Below are 1406 nucleotides of genomic sequence, written 5' to 3'. Positions count from 1 at the left end.
GGGTCTGCGCGACCGGGGCCTGGGCGACCGGGGCCGGTGCGGCCGGTGCGGGAGCTGGGGCGGCGGCGACCACGGGCGATGCCGGAGCGGCGTCGCCGACGGGGGCCGCGCCTCCCGTCGGGGTGCCGGTGGGCGCGCCCGAGGCGACCGACGCGTCGGACTCGACCCGGATGATCGGCTTGCCGACCTCGACCGTGTCGCCCTCGGAGACGAGCAGCCCCGTGACGGTGCCGGCGAACGGCGACGGCAGCTCGACGAGGGACTTCGCGGTCTCGATCTCGACGAGGACCTGGTCCACGGCGATCTCGTCCCCGATCGCGACGCGCCACTGCACGATCTCGGCCTCGGTCAGGCCTTCGCCCACGTCGGGCAGGGGGAATTCGGCGACGGCCACTTCGGCTCCTTCAGCGTCCAGTGTCGGATCGGTCAGTACGCGAGTGCGCGGTCGACGGCCTCGAGGACCCGGTCGGCGTCCGGCAGGTGCAGGTGCTCCAGCTTCGACACCGGGAACGGCACGTCGAACCCGGAGACCCGGAGCGGCGGTGCCTGCAGCGTGTAGTAGCACTGCTCGGCGACCGTCGCGGCGATCTCGCTGCCGACGCTCACGAAGCCCGAGGCCTCCTGCGCGATGACGAGTCGACCGGTCTTGCGCACCGAGGCGAACAGCGGCTCCCAGTCGATCGGCGAGATCGAGCGGAGGTCGATGACCTCGCAGCTGGTGCCCTCGGTCTCGGCGAGCTCGGCCGCCTGCATGAGGGTCGCGACCATCGCACCGTGGCCGACGAGCGTGACCTCGGTGCCGGTGCGGGCGACGCGCGTGGTGTGCATCGGGACGTGGCCGCCGACGAGGTCGACCTCGCCCTTGGGCCAGTAGCGCGACTTCGGCTCGAGGAAGATGACCGGGTCCTTCGACGCGATCGCCTCCTGGATCATCCAGTACGCGTCGTTCGGCGTGCTCGGGCTGACCACGCGGAGGCCCGGGGTGTGCGCGAAGTACGCCTCCGGGGACTCCTGGTGGTGCTCGACGGCACCGATGTGGCCGCCGTAGGGGATGCGGATGACGACCGGCAGCGACATGTGCGCCGGCAGACGGTTCTGCATCTTGGCGAGCTGCGAGGTGATCTGGTCGAAGCCGGGCCACACGAAGCCGTCGAACTGGATCTCGACGACGGGGCGGTAGCCGCGCAGCGCGAGGCCGATCGCGGTGCCGATGATGCCGGCCTCGGCGAGCGGGGTGTCCCGGACGCGCTCGGCGCCGAAGCGCTCCTGCAGGCCCTCGGTGATGCGGAAGACGCCGCCCAGCTGGCCGATGTCCTCGCCCATGAGCAGGACCTTGTCGTCCGCCTCGAGCGCGGCGGCGAGCCCGGCGTTGAGCGCCTTCGCCATCGGCAGGGTGGGGGTGGGGT

At 72.3% G+C, this 1406-nt stretch carries 2 protein-coding genes; both read right to left on the bottom strand.

All coding sequences use genetic code 11. The features are described 5' to 3' along the window. Nucleotides 1–394 (bottom strand): biotin/lipoyl-containing protein (locus tag BEP24_RS16245; protein ID WP_290439190.1); only part of this gene is annotated, 394 nt, incomplete at its 3' end. A gap of 32 nt (nucleotides 395–426) precedes the next feature. Next, complete coding sequence (locus BEP24_RS16240) at nucleotides 427–1386, bottom strand: alpha-ketoacid dehydrogenase subunit beta (RefSeq protein WP_065965218.1); 960 nt, start codon at nucleotides 1384–1386, stop codon at nucleotides 427–429. Nucleotides 1387–1406: the final 20 nt, after the last annotated feature.

Origin of the sequence: Curtobacterium sp. UCD-KPL2560 (genome assembly GCF_001705035.1) — a bacterium.
GTDB lineage: Bacteria > Actinomycetota > Actinomycetes > Actinomycetales > Microbacteriaceae > Curtobacterium.
Note: the sequence above shows the minus strand (reverse complement) of the source record. Positions and strands in the feature narration are given on the sequence as shown.